Source organism: Stenotrophomonas riyadhensis (assembly GCF_040256885.1).
Classification (GTDB): domain Bacteria; phylum Pseudomonadota; class Gammaproteobacteria; order Xanthomonadales; family Xanthomonadaceae; genus Stenotrophomonas; species Stenotrophomonas riyadhensis.
This window is the reverse complement of sequence record NZ_CP155568.1, coordinates 4,164,131-4,181,501: the sequence shown is the minus strand read 5'-3', so window position 1 is coordinate 4,181,501 and position 17,371 is coordinate 4,164,131. Positions and strand designations below refer to the sequence as shown.

Below are 17,371 nucleotides of genomic sequence, written 5' to 3'. Positions count from 1 at the left end.
CTGCTGGTGCTCGACTCTACAGTCATCGCACCAGCGTGACCGCCTGCCCGGCACGCGCGAACGCTTCCTCAAGCAACGGGCCGGCCTTGATCGCCTCCACTTCCTCGAACAACGCCCGCAATGCATCGGCCGGGCGTGAGGCCGGCGCCGCCACTGCCTGCTGGATCGCGGTGAAGCGGTCGGCCAGCACACGGTGGCCGGGATGCGCCTGCGCCCATGCTTCCAGCGGCTGGCGTACACCGGCGTCGGCATCCAGGCGCTGCTGATCGAACAGGGTGATGGCCGCCGCCGAGGTCTCCGCCCGCTCGATCGTGGCATGGCGCAGTTCGCGACTGAGGAACAGGTCATAGGCCGCGCCACGCCCCACCGCGATGCGCAGCCCCTCGCGATCCAGGTCGGCTACCTGCTGCGCAGGGCTGTCCGCGCGCACCAGATAGGTACCTTCGATCTCCACATACGGAGCACTGAAGGCAATGCGGTCGGCGCGTGCCGGATCGATGGCCAGGAAGGCCAGATCCCAGCCGTCTTCGCCTGCTGCCTCGACCACCGAGGCTGCGGCATCGTGGCAGGTGAAGCGAGCCTGCACCCCCATCCGTTGCGCCAATGCGGTAGCCAGTTCCAGTGAGGGGCCGCGCGGTGAGCGCGCATCGCCCTGTGCCAGCACCGGGTTGCCCAGGTTGATCGCCACGCGCAGAAAACCGTGCGGTGCCAGCGTACGTCGGTGGTCGGCCAGGGACATGCGGGACTCCACGGGGCAGGGGAGACCCAGCATGCCAATAACGGTGTCCGCGTGGCGTGGAATCAGCCGCGCGCGGCGAAGGTGCCGTGGAAGCCCAATGGCACCGCATACGGCAGCCAGGCCTGTGCCAGCGGACCGTCGTCCAGGTGGCGGGCATCGAGCACCGCCAGGCCGCTGCGCTTGTTCACCGGGTCAAGCAGGGTGCCGATCAGCCAGCCATCATCGGCGTTGCGGCTGCCCTGGCGCGGCACGAACACATGCTCTTCGGCCATGATGTCCGGTCCATAGTTCCACAGCTGGCGGCGCCCGTGCTCGATGTCGAACGCGGCCACGGCGTTGAAGTACGGCGCATTGGCCGTGCCGTCGATGGTCGGCGCATACAGCCGTGCGCCACGTGTGTTCGCCGAGCGCGGGTCGAACAACGGGAACTCCACTGCGCTGATGCCCAACATTTGCCAGCCGGCCTGGCCACGACGCAGGTCCAGATGCAGCTCGACCAGGCTGGCGCCACTGTTGGCAGCGTGTGCGCCATCACCGGCCATCGCTTCCTTCATCGGCGAGCGCGCCTCATTGATGTCGTCGTGGCGCACTGCACGCAGCACGATGCCGCCATCGCGGGTGAACGCGTCGCCGAAGTGGTAGATCGCCGCGAACGGGGCCTCGAACCATTGCGCCTTGTCCGGCGCATCCTTGGCGACCACCGCGATGCGCACAGGACGCTGAGGCGCGAACTGCATGCGCTCGAAGAAGCTGCTGCCTGCGCCGGTGAAATCGAACGGCATCATCACGAACACCAGGTGCTGGTCGGTCATCGCGAAGGCATGCAGGTAGCCATGCTCGGGTGTTTCGATCACATTGGCGCTGCGCAGCTGGCCGTTCGCACCGATGTGCCAGACCAGCAGGCCATGGCCACCCATCAGGCTGATCGAGCCGAAGTTCCAGACGCTGCCGTCGCGGTCGCGCAGCGGGTGCGCCGAGAACGGCAGTGCGGCGAGGTCCGGACGCCAGGTCACCGGACCCAGCGTCTGCAGGGAATCGGGGTCTACTTCGAATGCCGAGCCGGACTCGCACAGCGCGAACAGGCGGCCATTGATCATGGTTACCGAGGTATTGGCCACGTTGGCATCGTCGTTGTTTCGAACTGCCAGCGCACCGGGAACGCTGGTGCCGGCAGCTGGATACTGGAAGCGGCCGGCCTTCTGTTCACGGGTGAATTTCGGCGTGGCGACCATGCGCCCGTGATGGGTCAGGCTGCCGTCACCATTGAAGCGCCAGCCATGCACCATGCCGTCACCGTCGAACCAGTGGTCGTAGCGGAAGCCATCGCGCTCGGTCCAGGCCGGGCCGTTGCGGTACAGCGTGCCGGCCAGGCCCGCTGGCAGCTTTCCCTGCAGTTGCACGGTGGCCGGGCCGAGGCTTTCGCTGCCGACGCTGCGCCAGCCGAGCAGCCACGGGTGTTCCTGCATGCCCTGCGCGAACCGCGCCGGGTCGCCGGCGTAGGCGGGAGCGCTGCGCAGCGCGGTGGCGCCCAGGGCCAGGCAGGCACTGCTGCTGAGCAGGGTACGAAGGAAGCGGCGACGGTCCATGGTGGCCTCGGGTCTGGATGCGGGAATCAGCGCAGGGTGATGTCGATGGCGGTGCCAGCCGCCGGCACGTCGACGCGCGCCTCGTCGAAGGTCGGCTTGCGCATCACCTGCGGGTTGTTGCTGAAGCCGTAGCCTTCCACCGGCATGCCGACCAGGTTGGTGTCGAGCTTGCCGTTGTCGTTCTCGTCGTGGGTGAGCAGTACGGCATAGGTGCCGGCCGGCAGGTTCTTGAACACGAAGCGGGCGCTGTCACCGCTGGGCGCCGCCTGCTGGGCCTGCACGGGCCTGGCCTTGCCGTCCCAGGCGGCCGCGCTGTCAACCAGGGCAGCACGCAGGGTGCCGGTCTGCACGCGGACGTCGTGCACGGTCACGGCCAGGTCGGCGGCGTGGGCACTGCCGGCCAGGGCCAGGGCAGTCAGGGCGGTGCTGAGCAGGGCGGTGCGGATCATGGCGGTGGCTCCGGAAGTGGGTGAGGCGGTGTGGAGCCAGTCTGCGTGGGGCGGTGCACCGGGTTCAGGGCCAGTGGTCATCGATTCGACGTGCCAGAAGTCACTTTCTGCGCCGGACCCATTGCCGCCGGCGTGCGCGGCCGTCAGCATCTGGCCATGCCCAGCCTGTTCCGCCATCTGTTGCGTCCGCTCAGCCTCGCCGGCCTGGTCACCGTGCTGGTGGTCGGCCTGTCGTTCGCAGTGCAGCGCAGCGGCGCCGGGCTGAGCCTGCTGCTGCTTGCTGTGTTCCTGCTGCTGTTCGTGGTGCACGGCTGGGCGTCGATGCCATCCCGCGTGCGCGCCGTCGCTGCGGTGTTGCAGGCGCTGTTGGCGGTTGTGCTGGTTGCGCTGCAGCCGCGTACCGGCACCGCCCCGGTGCTGCTGGTGGTGCTGGTTGCACAGCTGGCCGAGCACTGGCCGCCGCGCTTTGTGCTGGGTGTTGCGCTGCTGGCCAACCTGGCGGTGTATGCCGTGCTGCGCCACAGCGGCTTCAGCCAGCCCCTGCTGGTGGTGCTGCTGTATGGTGGTTTCCAGGCCTTTGCCGCGCTGACCGCGCACTATGCCCGCAGCACGGCGCTGGCCCGCGATGACCTGGCCCGGGTCAACGCCGACCTGCTGGCCACCCGCGCGCTGCTGGCTGACAGTGCACGCGATGCCGAGCGCCTGCGCCTGGCCCGCGAACTGCATGATGTGGCCGGGCACAAGCTCACCGCGATGCGGCTCAACCTGCGCGCCCTGGCCGCTGACCCTGCGCTGGCCGGTCGCGAAGGGCTGGTGCTGGCCGAACAGTTGTCCGGCGAGTTGCTGGCCGACATCCGCCAGGTAGTGCAATCGATGCGCGATGATCGCGGCCTCGATCTGGCCACCGCGCTGCATGCGCTGGCCGCACCCTTCCCACGACCGAAGCTGCAGCTGCAGATCGGCGACGGGGTGCGCGTGGCTGACCCATTGATGGCCGAGACCGTGCTGCGGCTGGTACAGGAAGCCCTGACCAATGCCGCCCGGCACGGCAATGCAGACACCGTGTGGTTGACGATCAATGAAGAGGAATCCCAGTTGCGTATCGATATTCGCGATGATGGCCAGCGCGCCGAACGCATCCGCGAGGGCAATGGCATCGCCGGCATGCGCGAGCGCCTGGCGGCTGTGCAGGGGCGGCTGGAGTTGGCCCGAACCGCGCAGGGCGGCATGCATCTGACCGCGCGGTTGCCGGCATGAGCCCGGCGGCAATCCGCGTAGCGCTGGCCGACGACCAGGCATTGGTGCGTGCAGGCCTGCGTGCGCTGCTGCAGGGCCTGGGGGTGGACGTGGTGCTGGAGGCCGAGGATGGCCAGGCCCTGCTGGATGCGCTGGATACGCAGCGCGTGGACGTGGTGCTCAGTGACATCCGCATGCCCGGGCTGGATGGGATCGAGGCACTGCGCCAGCTGCGCGCGCGCGGCGATGCCACGCCGTGGCTGCTGCTGACCACCTTCGATGAAAGTGATCTGCTGCTGCGCGCCAGCGAGGCCGGTGCGCAGGGCTTCCTGCTCAAGGATGCCGCGCCGGCCGACCTGCGCGAGGCCATCGAACGCGTTGCCGCTGGCGAGACCCTGCTGCTGCCGGTCAGTACCGATCCGGTGCGCGCGCGTTACCGCTTCCACGATGAAGCGCCGCCCACCGATACCTTCGGCGAACGTGAAGTGGCAATCCTGCGCCTGCTGGCCGGGGGCTACAGCAACAAGGAGATCGCGCGCAGCCTGTTCCTGGCCGAGGGCACGGTGAAGAACTACGTGTCCGCCATACTCGACAAGCTGGGCACCCGCGATCGCACCCGTGCAGTGCTGAAGGCGATTACCCTGCGCATCATCTGAGTGGACGTGGCAAGGAATGTCAGTGAACCCGATCCTGCATGTGGAAATCCCGGCCAGTGACCTGGACCGGGCCATCACGTTCTACCAGCGATGGCTGCAGGTTGCGGTGGACGAACCCATCGTGCTGCACGACTGCCGGATGGCCTATCTACCGTTTTCCGATGAGGCCGCCGGTGCCAGCATTGCTCTGGTGCACGGCGCGGACTATCTGCCCTCCGAGCAGGGCACGCGCATCTATATCGGTGTCGATGACCTGGATGCCAGCCTCGAGCGTGCGCTGCAGGCCGGGGCCGAGCTGCGCTTCGGCCCGGCCGATGCCGGCGACTGGCGCGTGGCCGAGATCCGCGACAGCGAAGGCAACCGGATTGCATTGCAGGCGCGCGCGGTTCTGTAGAGCCGAGCCGATGCTCGGCTGCTGTTGACCCAGCTGCCAACGCTCAGCCGAGCATCGGCTCGGCTCTACACCGTCGCGGCGCGTGAGCGCTGCAGCCAGTCGTTGATCGCGGGATCCAGCCGCGGGTCGTCCGGAAGCTGGATGCCGAAGCGCTGCTCCAGCACGTCGCGCACGTCTCCGACGTCATGCAGCGGGCGCTTGTCCGGCGCCTGCCCGAGGCGATACTCGGTGTAGTTGCCGCTGCCGATGGTGCGGCGCCAGTCCGGGCCGGTCAGCGATGCGCGCAGCTGGCCGGGGAAACTGGAGTCGGGATGGGTGCACACGTACCAGTTGCCCACCACGTTGTCGATCGGCGCCGGCGCCTGCAGATCGAAGCGGTACATCGCCCGCCAGCCCTCGCTGGATTCGGCCGACAGCACGAAATCACCACCGTCTTCCAACCGCTGCAACAGGTAGCGTTCGTGCGGCGTGGCCTGCGGCTGCGGGTCATGCAGGCGCAGCGGTACGGTCGGGGTCAGGCTGCCGAAACCGGCGTCCACCAGCCAGTCATCACCGTCCACGTGCACGCGCAGCAGCAGGTGGGTACGCGCCGTCAGCTGGCCGTCCTGGGCGGCCAGCAGCACGCGCGCGCTCAACGGTTGCGCATCGAAGCCCAGCGCCTGCAGCAGCGCCAGCAGGCCGCCGTTGAGCTCGAAGCAGTAACCGCCACGGCGGTCGTCAAGCAGCTTGCGCTGCACGCTGTCCAGGTCGATCGGTACCGCATCGCGCAGCAGGCAGCTGAGGGTCTCGAACGGCAGCAGCGCGTTGTGGCGCTGCTGCAGCAGGGTCAGGCCGGCCAGCGTCAGCGGCGGCGGCGCATCCAGCTGCAGGCGCTGCAGGTAGCGGGGAACATCGAGCGTCGTCATGGGGGCACCGGGCGGGGAAGGGAGGTCCACTGTGCTCCCCCAACCGGGGTTGAGGTCAAGCACCGTGCTGGTGTCATCGCCCCGTCGCGTGTGCCGGGTACAAAGGCGGCGTCCGCCAGCAGTCGGTGCGACTGAACCAAAAAAACCCCTAAAGTTGCTCCATATCCAGCCGATACAGGTGCGTCCTTCCGCCTGGAGTCTGTCATGTCGGCCGTTGTTCCCCACCTCCGGTCCCTGCGCACGCGTCTTGCCACGTTGCGTTCGGTGTCCCCCGGCCTGCTGCTGTGGCTGCAACCACACCGGCTCAGCGTAGCCAACAAGCTCAAGGCGACCCTGTGGGTCTGTGGCCTGGGGCTGGTGGCGATCGCCGCCGTCCACGCCTGGACTGGACATGGCAGTGCGCAGGCCGCACGCACCCAGGCCAGCTACCAGCGCGGTAGTGACCTGGCCGCCAGCCTGGCCACCCGCGTGGCGGAAGCGCGTCGCCTGCAGACCCAGTATGCACGCAGTTTCGATGATGCTGACCGCAGCCAGCTGCTGGCCATGCAGAAGGCGCTGCAGGCCGACCTGCAGGCGCTGCGCGCGATGCCGATGGATGCCGGCCGGCGCAAGGCGCTGCAGGCGCTGACCGAAGCCGCCGACGCCTTCTCGCAGGGCGTGGCGGCCCTGTTCGAACGGGTCGACGAGATGGGCCGCGGTGAGGCCGGCCTCGCTGCGCAACTGCAACAGGCTGCAGACACGCTGCAGGCGCAGGTGGATGCGCAGCAGCGGCCCGCGCTGGCGCTGTCCCTGCAGAAGATGCGCCGCCAGGAGGCGTTGCTGCTGCTGGATGGTGACTCCGTCCATGCCGACCGCGCCAGCGAGGAGAAGCTGCCGTTCGATCTCGCGCTGGCGGGCCTGTCCACCGACGTGCAGGATGCCCTGCGCAGCGGAATGGAGGGCTACCAGGTTGCCCTGCTGGGTTACACCGCGGCCCGCGTCGGCCTGGATGTGGAGGCGCAGTCGCTGCTGGATACCGCTGCCGGCGTGGCACCGGCGCTGGCCGCCTTCCAGCAGGCCCAGGTGGCGGCGCTGGCCAGGGCGCAGGCGCGCCAGCAGGCCGGCGCACGCACCATGAGCGTGCTGTTCGTACTGACCCTGCTGCTGGTCGCTGGCGTGCTGATCACCAGCCTGGTGCTGGTGCTGCGCGCGGTGCGCCAGCCGATCCAGGACACCCTGCGCTTCGCCAGCGATATCGCCGACGACCGCTTGGACACGACGTTGCGTGTGTACAACGCCAACGATGAGATCGGTCAGCTTGCCCAGCGCCTGGTCGACATGCAGCAGCGCCTGCGCGCGCGCATCGAGACCGAACGTGCTGTGGCGCGCGGCAACACCCGCGTGCGCCAGGCGCTGGACAGTGCGCAGACCGGGCTGATGGTGGTCGATGCCGAAGGCCAGGTGGCCTATGCCAACCCGGCGCTGCTGCTGCAGCTGGAACGCCAGGGCGATGAGCTGGTGGGCAGCGATGCAGTAGGCCTGCATCCGGCGCTGGCCAGCCTGGCTGGCGTGCGACAACGCGAAGAACGCGAGATCGGCCATTCCGGTGTGCGCTATCAGCTGGTTGCCAATCCCATTGTCGACGAGGGGCATTTCCTCGGCGTGGCGGTGGAGTGGCGCAGCCGTGCGCTGGAAACCCTGCTGGAAACCGAAGTGGCGGCCCTGGTCGACGCGGCCGCGCACGGTGACCTGCACGGGCGCATCGCGCTGGAGGGCAAGCAGGGCTTCGTACGTACATTGTCCACCAGCATCAACCGCTTGCTGGCCACCTTCGAGGCCAACCTCGGCGATCTGCAGGCGCTGTTGGCTGCGCTCGCCCGTGGTGATCTCAGCGTACGCATGGAGGGTGAACTGCAGGGCGTGTTCGCGCGCATGCGCGATGATGCCAACGCCACCGTCGCGCAACTGGGCCGCATCGTCACCCGGATCCAGCAGGCCACGTCCAGCCTCGATACCGGCGTTGGCGAGATCGTCGCCGGTCACCACGACCTGTCACAGCGCACCGAGCAGCAGGCCGCCAACCTGGAAGAGACCGCAGCGTCGATGCATGAGCTGACCGATACCGTGGGCCGCAATGCTGACGCCGCTGGCCGTGCGGATGCGCTGGTCAAGGGCGCGGCGGCAGTGGCCCAGCGCGGCGGTGAGGCGGTCGGCCAGGTGGTGGCAACCATGCATGGCATCAGCGAAGCCTCACGGCGGATCGGTGACATCACCCAGCTGATTGATGGCATCGCCTTCCAGACCAACATCCTCGCGCTCAACGCGGCGGTGGAAGCGGCACGTGCCGGAGAGCAGGGCCGCAGCTTCGCCGTCGTGGCTGCCGAAGTGCGCCTGCTGGCACAGCGCAGTGCCGAGGCGGCCAAGCAGATCAAGGGATTGATCGAGGATTCGGTGACGCGTGTGGGCCAGGGCAACCAGCAGGCCGAACAGGCTGGCACCACGATGGGCGAAATTGTCGGCAGCGTGCAGCAGCTGGCGGATCTGCTGGCCGGGATCCGCAGCGCGTCGCAGGACCAGCATGCCGGCATCGCACAGGTGAACCAGACCATCGTGCAGATGGAGGCCAGTACCCAGCGCAACGCCAGTCTGGTGGAAGAGGCGGGGGCCTCGACTGCGCAGATGCAGGCGCAGGTGCATGCCCTGGCAGAAGCCGTGGGCGCGTTCCGTTTGCAGCCAATGCCACGGGCGCGCGCTGCGGCCTGATTCTGTTCCGGTAGTGCCGGCCGCTGGCCGGCACCGTCCATGATCATGCCGGCCAGCGGCCGGCACTACCCTTGTGGCTCAATACACGTCGCGGCGGTAGCGCCCGGTCTCCAGCAGCGTTTCCACTGCGTCATCACCCAGCGCGGCGCGCAGCACCTGGTCCACGCCTTCGGCCATGCCCTGCAGCGAGCCGCAGACATGGATCACCGCACCGCGCTGCATCCACTCGCGCAGCGCATCGACGGCCGCACCCAGGCGATCCTGTACGTAGCCACCCTCACCATCGCGCGAGAACGCCAGGTCCACCCGTGCAAGATGGCCGTCGGCCTGCCAGGCCTCGATCTCGTCGGCGAACAGGAAGTCGTGTGCGCGCTGGCGCTCACCGAACAGCAGCCAGTGCCCGTGCTCGCCTGCGTGGGCAGCTTCGCGCAACAGGCTGCGCAGGCCGGCAATGCCGGTGCCGTTGCCGATCAGCACCATCGGGGCAGTGCCGACACGATGGAATCCAGGATTGTGGTGCACACGGGCGACGATGCTAGCACCGATCGGCGCATGCAGCGACAGCCAGCCCGAACCCAGCCCTGCCCGCCCTGAGGCGTCCTGCACCAGCCGCACCACCAGCTCCACCACGCCATCATCCGTACAGGAGGCGATCGAGTACTCGCGGCCAGGCAGCAGCGGCAGCGCTGCCAGCCACAGGCAGGCGTCCTGCACCGCCAGCGCGGCATCGGCATCGGGCAGCTCGCGTTCACTGGCCAGCGCCAGCAGTGTGCGCGGATGGCCGTCGACCAGCAGCGGCTGCAGCGGATCCAATCCATGCGCCTTCAACACCGCGCTGGCATGCCGCGCGTTGTGGCGCGGCGCGATGTGCAGGATGTCACCTGCCTGCCACTGCACATCGGCCGGCGTGGCAAGGCGGATACGCCAGATCGCGCCACCGATGCTGCCCGGGTTGAGACGGTCACGGCCGAGCAGGCGCCAGTCATGCATCTGCGTGGCGGCTGGCAGCACGCTGTCATCGGTGGTGATACCGGTCAGTGCACCCAACTGTTGCTGCCACTGGCGCAGGGTCGGCACCGAGGCGGCATCGACATCGATGCGCTCGAACAGCGGCCGCGCGCCGTTGCCGATCAACCAGCCATCGAACTGGCGGCCGAAGCCGCAGTACCGCGGGTACTGGCGGTCACCCAGTGCGAGCAGGCCGAACTGCAGGCGCGACAGGTCCAGGCGTTGCGCGAGCAGCAGCCGTGCAGCGCGCCGCGCTGCATCCGGTGGCTCGCCGTCGCCGAAGGTGCTCAGCACGAACAATGCCTGGGAGGTGGCCTGCAGCTTCGCGGCATCGGCGCGGGCCAGCGGCAGCACCTGCACCGCATGACCGGCGGCCTGCAGCTGTGCGGCCGCACGCCACGCCAGCTGTTCGGCCAGGCCGCTCTGGCTGGCGTGCACCACCAGCCACGGTGCGCCGGCACCCTCGGCAGACGTCGTGGGCAGCGACCGGCGCAGCCCTCGCGCCGCACGCTGGCTGCGTCGGCGGTCCAGGTACAGCATCCAGCCGGTGATGAAGAACAGGCTCATGCCCAGGCTGCTGAGCATCACCACCACGCGCCCGGGCACACCGAAGTAGCTGCCCGAATGCAGCGCGAACACGCTGGTGGCCAGCTGTCCGCCAGCGCCCTGGCGCACGTACGGACGGGCCTCGAGAACCGCACCGCTGGACGGATCGAGCTGCAGCAGATCATGCGCACGATCGTGGTGGCCGCCACGTTGCGACGGATCACCGGCCATCACCCGGACATTCAGTGCCTGCCCCGATTTCTCTGGCAGGCGCAGGTCGATGAAGCCGGTGCGCACGCCGGGCAGTGCATACAGCGTGGCTTCGATGCGTTCCAGGTTCAGGGCGGCGTCGGTGGCGACCTTGTGCTTGGCGGCCGGTGCGACGCCCAACAGGGTGTTGGCCGCGCTGCGATACCAGTCGAAGGACCACCACAGGCCGGTCAGCGCACTCATCAGATAGATCAGCAGCACCCAGGTGCCGATCACCGAGTGCAGGCTCCACAGGAAACCACGGCCGCTGCGCGTCCATTCCACCGCCAGCCAGCTGCGCCAGTGCCACCAGCGGCGAGGCCAGCGCAGGTAGAGGCCGGACAGTGTGAAGAACAGCAGCGCGATCGCACAGCTGCCGGTGATCCACTTGCCGCGCTCGCCCGCGGCCAGGTGGCGGTGCAGGTCTTCGACGAAGTCGAAGAACGCCTGCCCGCGCAAGGCGCTGAAGCGCTCACCGCTGTACGGGTCGAAGTACACCCAGTGTTCCTTGCCGCCGGCAAAGCGCGCCACCGACGGCCGCTGTCCGGTGGCATCCACGCGCAGGCGCTGCAGCGGGCGTTCGCTGCCAGCCTGCAGCAGCGGCACCAGCTCGCTGAGCGCAAGTGGAAGCTGGCCGTCGGCATGGTGTTCGGCGATCTCGGCGAAGCCGCGGTTGGCTGCGCGCAGCAGTTCGTCCTCGAAGGACAGCACGGCGCCGCTGAGGCCCATCACGGCCAGGACGGCACCGGCGGTGATGCCCAGCAGCCAGTGCAGTTGGAACAGGACGTTCTTGAACATCGAAGGAGGAGGGCCTGGAAGGCTGCCGCCCGCATCCTGCGCAACAGCAAATGAGAATTAGTCGCGGAATTCTCCGTGGCGCTCCGGCTGCGGTCAAGCAGGGGGGTACCGGCCGGGCGGCGCCCGGCACCCGCCGAGGCAACGTCAACGTCAAAAGCGGGCTATCCGTGGGATGGCGGGGTGGGTCCGGTTGCGGGGGGCGGCGTGAATACGTCCATGTAGCCTCGGTCGCGCCATCCATGGCGCTCACGCCCCCTCAACCGGACCCACCCCGCCTTCGACAGTTTCCTGCGATCTGTCGGAACGGCGTTCTGCTTTGGTGGGTGCCGACCGTTGGTCGGCACGGGGTCTGATTCCGTTCTGAATATCGATATCTGACAGATGTGTCGACCAAGGTCGACACCTACCAACAGCCGCGAAGATCTGTCAGAGGTGGGGCGGTGTGGGTGGTCAGGACCGTTGGCGCCATGGATGGCGCCATCGAGCCCCCATGGACGGGTTTACGGCGTGTCCTGACCACCCACAGTGCCCCGCCATCCCACGGAATGCCCGCTTTGGCTTTGGTTGTTGCCGTTGCCGTTGCCGTTGCATTGAGCAGGGTGCAGGGCTGCAAGCCCTGCAAAAAACACCCTCACTTCACCCAGCGGTCGATCTCGCCGTGGGCGAACGGTCCCAGCTTCGCCTTCACCAGCCGCCCCTGTGCATCGAACAGCACGCTGTAGGGCAGCAGGCCCTGGGTATTGCCCAGCTGCACGCTGGCATCGCGCGGCCCGGGTGTCTCGATCACGATCGGGTAGCCCACCGGCACCCGTTGCAGGAAGCCACGCACGTCCTCCGGGGTATCCAGCGCCAGGCCAAGAACCTGCACACCATTGTCGCCCTGGCCGCGGGCGAAGCGGGCCAGCTCGGGCATTTCTTCCACGCAGGGCGCGCACCAGCTGGCCCAGACGTTGATCAGCAGGGGGCGGCCGGCGAAGCGCTGGCGCAGGTCCAGCGGTCGGTCATCGAGATCCGGCAGCGTCAGCGCCGGCAGCAGGTCGCCCACCTGCAGTGCAGGCGTCGCGGCGGCAGCAGGGGACGCGGCAGGCGGTGTGTCGGATGCCGCTGGTGCTGGTGCCAGCCGATGCCCGGCCCACAGGCCAAGGCCGGCGGCCAGCACCGCTGTCCACAGCAGCGCTGGCCGTTGCCACTTCATCGTGCGGTGCGCAGCAGCGCTTCCTCGACCACCGCCTGGGTCAGCAGGGTCGGCAGCACGGTCGGCGGTGCGCCGGGGCCGTACACCACGTACAGCGGCACGCCCACGGCCTTGTGCTCTTCCAGGAACGTGGTGATCTGCGGGTCCACATTGGTGTAGTCACCGCGCATGTACACCGCGTTGGTGCGCTTCAGCAGTTCCTTGAACTCCGGCCGCGACAGCACGGCGCGCTCGTTGGCCTTGCAGCTCACGCACCAGTCGGCGGTCATGTTCACGAACACCACGCGGTTGTCGGCACGCAGGCGGTCCAGCAACTGCGGCGAATACTCCACCACGTTGTCGCTGGCGGCCTGTGCGGCACGCGCCGGCGCTGCCAGCTGGGTCACGCCCCAGGCGGGGACCAGTGCACCGATCGCCAGCAGTACGCCGAGCAGGGTGACGGCGCGCGAGCCGGTCCAGCGGTTGCGTTCAAACAGCCACAGGCCGAAGGCCAGCAGCAGCAGGCCACCCAGTACCAGCGCCATGCCGTCCACGCCGCGCTGCTTGCCCAGCACCCACAGCAGCCACAGCACGGTGGCATACATCGGGAAGGCCAGCACGTGCTTGAGCGTTTCCATCCACGGGCCCGGCTTGGGCAGGCGGCGTGCCAGCGCCGGCACGAAGCCGATCAGCAGGAACGGCAGCGCCAGGCCCAGGCCGAGGAACAGGAACACGGTCATCGCCTTCAGCGGCGGGGCAATGAACGCGTAGGCAATCGCGCCGCCCATGAACGGGCCGACGCAGGCACTGCCGACCACGCAGGCCAACGCACCGGTGAAGAAATCACCGGCCGGGCCACTGCGGCTGGCCAGCGACTGGCCGAGGTTGCCGATGCCGCCGCCGAGGGTGAACACGCCGGACAGACTCAGGCCCACCGCGAACATGATGTAGGCCAGCGCCGCCACCACGCCCGGGTGCTGCAGCTGGAAGCCGATGCCGACGGCGTTGCCGATCGCGCGCAGGCCAACCATCAACGCACCGATCACCGCGAACGCGACCAGCACGCCCAGCGTGTACCAGAGGGCGTGGCTGCGCGCGCGCTGCGGGCTTTCGCCACTCTGCGCCAGGCTCAGGACCTTCAGCGAGAGGATCGGCAGCACGCAGGGCATCAGGTTCAACACCAGGCCACCGGCCAGCGCCAGCAGCAGCACCCAGACGAACGAGCGGTCCGGATTCGGCGTGGTCACCGGCGGTCGCGTGCGCAGCGCGTTGTCACCGCGCGCGTCGGGGGCGAATTCATTGCCTGCGCCTTCACTGCCGACGGTTGCCGGGGCCGCTGCACCATCGTTGGGCACGGTCGGCAGCAGGCGCAACGGGGCGCCGTTGGCGGCTTCGCGCGGTGCGCCACTGGCAGCGGGTAGCGGGCTGATCACCTCGTTGCGCGGTGGCGCCTGATCGGCACTGGCGCTGATCTTGCCGGCAGGGATCGACAGCTTCACCCGGCGGGTCATCGGCGGGTAGCAGATGCCATCGGTCTGGCAGCCCTGGAAGGTCACCACCAGGGTGCTGTCGACCGCAGCGGCGACGGAGCGGCGCAGCGGCAGCGGCACTTCCACCTGGTTGAAGTAGACCGAGACATCGCCGAAGTGCTCGTCGCGATGCGACTGCGCGGCCGGCCAGCGCGGCTTGTCGGCCAGCACACCGGTGCTGCCTTCCAGCTTCAGCGAGGTGCGGTCGCGATACAGGTAGTAGCCCGGTGCCGGGCTGAAGCGCAGCAGCAGGGTATTGCCGTCGCTGGCGATGGCGTCGAAGCCGAACGCCTGCTCCGACGGCAGCGGCAGCGCCTGGCTGTTGCTGGCCGCACCCGGCAGGCGCAGGCCGCCGCTGTTGCCGGCACCGGCCAGCGGGTTGTTGAACGGGCTGGCCGCACCGGTGCGTGCAGCCGGGGCGTTGGCCTGTGCACCGGCACCGGGCAGGGTGACCTGCACCACGCGCTTCTGCGGCGGGTAGCAGACACCGGCATCGGCGCAGCCCTGGTAACGCACTTCCAGGCTGATGGTGCCGGCGGCGTCGGTCGGCGTGCCGGGCAGGGTGGCCTGCAGGCGTTCGCGATAGGTTTCGACTTCGCCGAAGAAATCGTCGTGGTGCTTGTCGCCCTTGGGCATCTGCAGCGCGCCGGCATTGAAGGCCGGATCCGCCTTGACGCTGGTGCGGTGGCGATACAGGTAATAGCCCGGTGCGATCTTGAACTGCAGTTGCACCTGGCCACGCTCGGCGGCGGTCGCGGTCAGTGCGAACGCCTGGTCCACCGGCAGCAGGTCTTTCTCATCCAGGGCGAACGCCGGCAGCGAGAGCCACAACAGGGCGCACAGGGCGGCGCCACGCGCAAACAGAGTCTTCAATCAGTGTCCTCCCGGGTCTGTGCCCGGATCCAGTCCAGATACGCCGGCAGGCCGGCCCGGGTTTCGACCGCAATGCACTCCGGGAGTTCATACGGATGCAGTTCGACGATCCGGGCAATCGCGTCATCGACGCGACTCGCGGTGGTTTTCACCAGCAGCTGCAGCTCGGCGTCGGTGGTCACCTCGCCCTGCCAGCGGTAGGTCGACTGCGCGCCATCGAGGCGGGTCACGCACGCGGCCAGGCGCTCGCCGACCAGCGCGTGCGCGATGCGCTCGGCACTGGCCCGGTCCGGGCAGGTGGTCAACAGCAGCAGGACGGGATCGACGGTCGACATGACCGTCGAGTATAGGGCCGCCGCCGGGTCAGGGCCCGGCGGCGGCAGTGGACCGCTGCGTTGCGCGGTCAGTTGGCCAGCTGGCAGGTGGCCGGCTTGGCCGAGGTGAACAGGGCCGGGGTCGCCCACTCGGGGTGGTCGATGAACGGGTTGCGGTTGCCCTGGAAGCTGTAGACCACGTCATTGCGCGCACGCTCGGCATCATCCGGCGGATCGGACAGGTGCCAGTCGATCAGCGTTGACAGCAGGCCCATGTAGGCCGGCGAACTGCTGGTCTTGACGATCCTGCTGCGGTCGTCGGTCAGCTCCAGGTCCGGCTCGGACTGGCCGGTGGCCGCATCCTTGCCGCCCTCGTAGCGGATCGCCATGTACATCACCGCACGCGCCATGTCGCCCTTGCGCTTGCCCCACACCTCGAAGGTACCGGTGTTGCCGTCCGGCGTGCGCACCCAGTTGGAGTTGCCCGGGTAGCCGCCGCTGCCGCCGCCCTGGCCGTTGTTGGCCTCGGTGGCGCGTTCGCCGCAGCTCGCATCGCACTTGCCGAACGGCTTGTTGCCACGGTCGGCGTTCCACTGCGCGTCGGTCAGGTACAGCATGTGGGTGTCGGTGTACGGCGCGTACGGCAGGCCCTTGTCGCCGGTGGTGCTGGCAAAGCCCAGCGAGTTCGGCCAGGTGTGCTCGCGGTTGTACTTCAGGCCACTGCCACTGCCGGCGCGATCGGTCACCTTGGCGTAGCTGCGGTTGCGGTACGCATCCAGGATCCTGCCGCTGTTGTTCGGATCCTCGTCGGCGATTTCCAGGATGGTCCAGGTGCTGGTGCCCGAGCCGCTGTACGGGTAGGCGGTGTGGCCCTTGATGGTCGCGTGCAGCGAGCAGCGCAGCTGGCTGGGGCTGCTGGTATTGACCTTGGAGTAGTACCCGGCCGGCACGCCCGGGTTGCCGGGGTCCGGATTGCCGCCGGTGCTGGCCACGGTGAAGGCGATGCGGCTGTCGGCGGCGGGGTGTGCGCCCTGCAGGTCGGTGATGCGCGCGGCGCGGATGTCGAAGCGGCAGGCTTCACCGGCCACCAGCGCGGTGTTGGTGGACAGTTTCACGCTGCGGCCGCTGGCCGGGTAGGTCAGCGGTACGCTGCCGGAGGTGCCGCAGCTCAGGGCGAACGCACCACTGGCCAGGTTCACCGTTTCGCTGAACACCACTTCCAGATCGGCCGCGGCCGGGAAGGTGCTGCTGCCCTGCGCCGGGGTGGTGGTGGACACTGACGGCGGCGTGTTCGGGCCCGGGGTGCCGCCACCGCTGAAGGTCTGGCCGTTGTTGCAGCTGCCGAATGTCTGTTTGGCCGACTCGGCCCAGGTGAAGTGGGCGTACTGGCTGCCGCTGCCGGTCAGCTGCAGCGAGGTGCCCGGCGCCGTGCTGTTGGTCTCGGCTACCGGAATGTTCTGGCTGGTCATGCCGGCGGCGGGGCCACCGGAGGCGGTGATGGCGCCCTCGTAGCTGAGGAACTGCACCACCTTGCCGCTGGCATCGACCAGGGCGATGCCGTCGTTGGGGCCGTTCTGGATGCCGTTGGTCGGGTAACTGACCACGGCGATGGTCGCGCTGCCGCAGCCGGCGGCGGTGCCTGCCGGGACCGGGTTGTTGGCGTAGACCACCGCGGCCGAGGCGTTGGCGCCGTTGTACAGATACAGGCGGTAGCCGGACAGGTCCTCACCGGCAGTGGCCACGACCTCGATCGCTTCGCCGACGTCACCGGCGGCGGTGCTGTCGTCGTAGTGCAGTTCGTTGATGAAGACCTCGGCCTGGGCCGGCGCGGCGGCCAGCGCCAGCAGGCAGGCGGCGGCAAGCGGGGACAGCAATCGCATCGACTACTCCTTGTGATTGGGAATGCGCGGCCGAGCCTAAGGCCGATCCAGTGACACTTTGTCGTAAATGAACGTCAGATATCTGACAGTGCGACGCCAGTCACCAAAAGTCGAGGGTTCCAGCGACAGGGTTGCCGCGTTGCACCGGCCTCCAGGCCTTCACACCGGCGCGGATCGAGCGGGCCCGGGGCAGTGAAATTTTTTCCGCGAGCGGCCTTGAAAGGTCCGGGGCCAGCTCCATCTCTGTCCTGCTCCCGATTCATCGGGCTTTTTCGCGAGCAATGCTGGCAGTC

The 17,371-nt window shown here is 68.6% G+C and carries 13 protein-coding genes; 4 read left to right on the top strand and 9 right to left on the bottom strand.

Annotated features, from left to right (window positions below; translation table 11 throughout):
* Window positions 1-22: 22 nt before the first annotated feature.
* From SriyCCGPB3_RS19275 to SriyCCGPB3_RS19265, 3 genes are all read right to left on the bottom strand, one after another.
* A complete protein-coding gene (locus tag SriyCCGPB3_RS19275) occupies window positions 23-739 on the bottom strand; it encodes an ABC transporter substrate-binding protein (protein WP_153854649.1) in 717 nt (238 codons plus the stop codon).
* 62 nt (window positions 740-801) lie between these two features.
* Entirely contained in the window at window positions 802-2,325 is a 1,524-nt protein-coding gene (locus tag SriyCCGPB3_RS19270; protein WP_350259633.1) for a carotenoid oxygenase family protein, read from the bottom strand.
* A gap of 26 nt (window positions 2,326-2,351) precedes the next feature.
* On the bottom strand, window positions 2,352-2,774 hold the full coding sequence (locus SriyCCGPB3_RS19265) for a DUF2141 domain-containing protein (protein WP_110713916.1): 423 nt from the start codon (window positions 2,772-2,774) through the stop codon (window positions 2,352-2,354).
* Between the two features lie 156 nt (window positions 2,775-2,930).
* Here SriyCCGPB3_RS19265 and SriyCCGPB3_RS19260 point away from each other — a divergent pair, with 156 nt between their 5' ends.
* Genes SriyCCGPB3_RS19260 through SriyCCGPB3_RS19250 form a run of 3 tightly spaced genes read left to right on the top strand, consistent with a single transcriptional unit; the run spans window position 2,931 to window position 5,060 of the window.
* Complete coding sequence (locus SriyCCGPB3_RS19260) at window positions 2,931-4,031, top strand: sensor histidine kinase (RefSeq protein ID WP_110713915.1); 1,101 nt, start codon at window positions 2,931-2,933, stop codon at window positions 4,029-4,031.
* On the top strand, window positions 4,028-4,666 hold the full coding sequence (locus tag SriyCCGPB3_RS19255; RefSeq protein ID WP_032129575.1) for a response regulator transcription factor: 639 nt from the start codon (window positions 4,028-4,030) through the stop codon (window positions 4,664-4,666). Before SriyCCGPB3_RS19260 ends, SriyCCGPB3_RS19255 begins: the two co-directional genes overlap by 4 nt.
* A 22-nt stretch (window positions 4,667-4,688) precedes the next feature.
* Window positions 4,689-5,060: a VOC family protein gene (locus tag SriyCCGPB3_RS19250; RefSeq protein WP_324187246.1), complete on the top strand. Its 372-nt coding sequence runs from the start codon at window positions 4,689-4,691 to the stop codon at window positions 5,058-5,060.
* 65 nt (window positions 5,061-5,125) lie between these two features.
* Here the strand turns inward: SriyCCGPB3_RS19250 and SriyCCGPB3_RS19245 are convergent, their stop codons facing one another.
* Window positions 5,126-5,965, bottom strand: a complete 840-nt coding sequence (locus SriyCCGPB3_RS19245; RefSeq protein WP_110713912.1) for an arylamine N-acetyltransferase family protein — start codon at window positions 5,963-5,965, stop codon at window positions 5,126-5,128.
* A 204-nt stretch (window positions 5,966-6,169) separates the two neighbouring features.
* On the opposite strand from SriyCCGPB3_RS19245, the gene SriyCCGPB3_RS19240 reads away from it, so the two are divergent.
* Complete coding sequence (locus SriyCCGPB3_RS19240; protein ID WP_350259632.1) at window positions 6,170-8,707, top strand: methyl-accepting chemotaxis protein; 2,538 nt, start codon at window positions 6,170-6,172, stop codon at window positions 8,705-8,707.
* Between the two features lie 78 nt (window positions 8,708-8,785).
* Here SriyCCGPB3_RS19240 and SriyCCGPB3_RS19235 read toward each other — a convergent pair whose 3' ends face one another.
* The 5 genes from SriyCCGPB3_RS19235 to SriyCCGPB3_RS19215 form a co-directional block, all read right to left on the bottom strand.
* On the bottom strand, window positions 8,786-11,308 hold the full coding sequence (locus SriyCCGPB3_RS19235) for a sulfite reductase flavoprotein subunit alpha (protein WP_350259631.1): 2,523 nt from the start codon (window positions 11,306-11,308) through the stop codon (window positions 8,786-8,788).
* A gap of 631 nt (window positions 11,309-11,939) precedes the next feature.
* A complete protein-coding gene (locus tag SriyCCGPB3_RS19230) occupies window positions 11,940-12,503 on the bottom strand; it encodes a TlpA family protein disulfide reductase (RefSeq protein WP_180854012.1) in 564 nt (187 codons plus the stop codon).
* Window positions 12,500-14,884, bottom strand: coding sequence for a protein-disulfide reductase DsbD domain-containing protein (locus SriyCCGPB3_RS19225; protein ID WP_350259630.1), 2,385 nt, complete (start codon window positions 14,882-14,884; stop codon window positions 12,500-12,502). Before SriyCCGPB3_RS19225 ends, SriyCCGPB3_RS19230 begins: the two co-directional genes overlap by 4 nt.
* Entirely contained in the window at window positions 14,881-15,219 is a 339-nt protein-coding gene (cutA, locus tag SriyCCGPB3_RS19220) for a divalent-cation tolerance protein CutA (protein WP_010481118.1), read from the bottom strand. The genes SriyCCGPB3_RS19225 and cutA overlap by 4 nt, the downstream gene beginning before the upstream one ends.
* 68 nt (window positions 15,220-15,287) lie before the next feature.
* Entirely contained in the window at window positions 15,288-17,078 is a 1,791-nt protein-coding gene (locus SriyCCGPB3_RS19215) for an endonuclease (RefSeq protein WP_153854642.1), read from the bottom strand.
* Window positions 17,079-17,371 lie beyond the last annotated feature (293 nt).

Coding starts and splice junctions, on each gene's coding strand:
- SriyCCGPB3_RS19275 (WP_153854649.1), bottom strand. CDS start 739: ATGTCCCTGGCCGACCACCGACGTACGCTGGCACCGCACGGTTTTCTG.
- SriyCCGPB3_RS19270 (WP_350259633.1), bottom strand. CDS start 2,325: ATGGACCGTCGCCGCTTCCTTCGTACCCTGCTCAGCAGCAGTGCCTGC.
- SriyCCGPB3_RS19265 (WP_110713916.1), bottom strand. CDS start 2,774: ATGATCCGCACCGCCCTGCTCAGCACCGCCCTGACTGCCCTGGCCCTG.
- SriyCCGPB3_RS19260 (WP_110713915.1), top strand. CDS start 2,931: ATGCCCAGCCTGTTCCGCCATCTGTTGCGTCCGCTCAGCCTCGCCGGC.
- SriyCCGPB3_RS19255 (WP_032129575.1), top strand. CDS start 4,028: ATGAGCCCGGCGGCAATCCGCGTAGCGCTGGCCGACGACCAGGCATTG.
- SriyCCGPB3_RS19245 (WP_110713912.1), bottom strand. CDS start 5,965: ATGACGACGCTCGATGTTCCCCGCTACCTGCAGCGCCTGCAGCTGGAT.
- SriyCCGPB3_RS19240 (WP_350259632.1), top strand. CDS start 6,170: ATGTCGGCCGTTGTTCCCCACCTCCGGTCCCTGCGCACGCGTCTTGCC.
- SriyCCGPB3_RS19235 (WP_350259631.1), bottom strand. CDS start 11,308: ATGTTCAAGAACGTCCTGTTCCAACTGCACTGGCTGCTGGGCATCACC.
- SriyCCGPB3_RS19230 (WP_180854012.1), bottom strand. CDS start 12,503: ATGAAGTGGCAACGGCCAGCGCTGCTGTGGACAGCGGTGCTGGCCGCC.
- cutA (WP_010481118.1), bottom strand. CDS start 15,219: ATGTCGACCGTCGATCCCGTCCTGCTGCTGTTGACCACCTGCCCGGAC.
- SriyCCGPB3_RS19215 (WP_153854642.1), bottom strand. CDS start 17,078: ATGCGATTGCTGTCCCCGCTTGCCGCCGCCTGCCTGCTGGCGCTGGCC.